Origin of the sequence: Rhodosalinus sp. K401 (assembly GCF_041365735.1) — a bacterium.
Classification (GTDB): domain Bacteria; phylum Pseudomonadota; class Alphaproteobacteria; order Rhodobacterales; family Rhodobacteraceae; genus Rhodosalinus.
On record NZ_JBGFSI010000034.1, the window covers coordinates 1 to 2,118 of the forward strand.

The 2,118-nt window shown below is 61.7% G+C and carries 2 tRNA genes and 2 rRNA genes; all 4 read left to right on the plus strand.

From position 1 onward, the window contains the following. Positions 1 to 603 (plus strand): 16S ribosomal RNA (locus tag AB6A66_RS17300); the annotation flags it as partial. A 141-nt stretch (positions 604 to 744) separates the two neighbouring features. Then, positions 745 to 821 (plus strand) — tRNA-Ile (locus AB6A66_RS17305). 87 nt (positions 822 to 908) lie between these two features. After that, positions 909 to 984: transfer RNA gene (locus AB6A66_RS17310), tRNA-Ala, on the plus strand. A 323-nt stretch (positions 985 to 1,307) separates the two neighbouring features. Beyond that, positions 1,308 to 2,118 (plus strand): 23S ribosomal RNA (locus AB6A66_RS17315); the annotation flags it as partial.

Consider the following 2,118-nt stretch of genomic DNA (forward strand, 5'->3'; position numbering starts at 1 on the left):
GACGGGGGCCCGCACAAGCGGTGGAGCATGTGGTTTAATTCGAAGCAACGCGCAGAACCTTACCAACCCTTGACATCCCGGGACAGCCGCAGAGACGCGGTTTCCACTTCGGTGGCCCGGTGACAGGTGCTGCATGGCTGTCGTCAGCTCGTGTCGTGAGATGTTCGGTTAAGTCCGGCAACGAGCGCAACCCACATCCCCAGTTGCCAGCAGTTCGGCTGGGCACTCTGTGGAAACTGCCCGTGATAAGCGGGAGGAAGGTGTGGATGACGTCAAGTCCTCATGGCCCTTACGGGTTGGGCTACACACGTGCTACAATGGCAGTGACAATGGGTTAATCCCCAAAAACTGTCTCAGTTCGGATTGTCCTCTGCAACTCGAGGGCATGAAGTCGGAATCGCTAGTAATCGCGGATCAGCATGCCGCGGTGAATACGTTCCCGGGCCTTGTACACACCGCCCGTCACACCATGGGAGTTGGGTTTACCCGAAGACGGTGCGCCAACCTGTTCGCAGGAGGCAGCCGGCCACGGTAAGCTCAGCGACTGGGGTGAAGTCGTAACAAGGTAGCCGTAGGGGAACCTGCGGCTGGATCACCTCCTTTCTAAGGATGATCCCGGCTGGAAGGTCCGCCTTCCACGAGGGATCGACTTGGCAGCGTCTCCGTCTTCGGGCGGGGCGCATGACGGTCCCGGACCGTCCTCATGTCTCTTCAGATGGAACGAGCAGGCCGCCGGTCTGTGACGGGTCGGTAGCTCAGGTGGTTAGAGCGCACGCCTGATAAGCGTGAGGTCGGAGGTTCAAGTCCTCCTCGACCCACCATTTTGGTGCGCTTCGCGCCGCCCCGGGCGGAGGCCCGGCCGGTGAGGTCGGGCGCGGAGCGACGTGTCCGCGCGGCCGTCCAGGACAGGGGCCTTAGCTCAGCTGGGAGAGCGCCTGATTTGCATTCAGGAGGTCACCGGTTCGATCCCGGTAGGCTCCACCAATCCCGTTCCTTCGGACACCCCGGTCGGGGCCGCGCAGCGGCCCGGGCCCGGTCAGGGCGATCTTCGGGTCGGATCATCGAGCGCAGCGCGCAGGGCGCGATGCGCTGGATCGTCCGACCGGACGAATTGACATCGTTGAGAGAGATACAAATGCAGCATCCCCGATGCACGCGAGTGGGCGTGTGTCATCTGGAGGGTCTTCGGGCCGCCGGGCCGGGGTGCTGCTCCAAGTCAAGTACACTAACCAAGCGGGCGCTCTTCGGAGCGTCCCGCGGGAAAGTACGACTTCCGTATCCGGAGAGGCTTTGCCTTCTCTGGATCGGATCAAGCGCGAGAAGGGCGTTTGGTGGATGCCTGGGCAGCAAGAGGCGATGAAGGACGTGATACCCTGCGATAAGCCATGGGGAGCCGGGAATAGGCTTTGATCCATGGATCTCCGAATGGGGCAACCCACCTGATTGTTCGTTGTTGTCGCTTCGCGACGACGCGCTCCGCGCCGGCCTTCGGCCGGTTCGGCGCGATGTCGGAGCGGCGTGATCAACAGCGGGCAGAACCAGGTACTTTGAGGCTGAATACATAGGCTTCAAAGAGCGAACCCGGGGAACTGAAACATCTCAGTACCCGGAGGAAAGGACATCAACCGAGACTCCGTCAGTAGCGGCGAGCGAACGCGGACCAGCCGAGCCTTGAGCGTGACCGGAACATGTTGGAAAGCATGGCCATAGCGGGTGACAGCCCCGTACGGGAAGCGTGAGAGGACGTATCAAGTAGGGCGGGACACGTGAAATCCTGTTCGAAGATGGGGGGACCACCCTCCAAGGCTAAGTACTCCTTGCTGACCGATAGCGAACCAGTACCGTGAGGGAAAGGTGAAAAGCACCCCGACGAGGGGAGTGAAACAGACCCTGAAACCGAACGCCTACAATCAGTCGGAGCTTGACTGGACTCTTGTGACAATCTTGGACATCTCCTTGCGCGGCGCGCAGCCGGGCGGGGCGGTCCGCGTGCAGCAGGGGACGAAATCCTCGTTCCCGGAAGCGACATGGCAGGACCGACACTATGTCCGATGGAACCTTTGCCGTGCTGGGGCTTCTTCTGGGGCTCTGGCAGATGGGCGCCGAGCACTGCCCGGC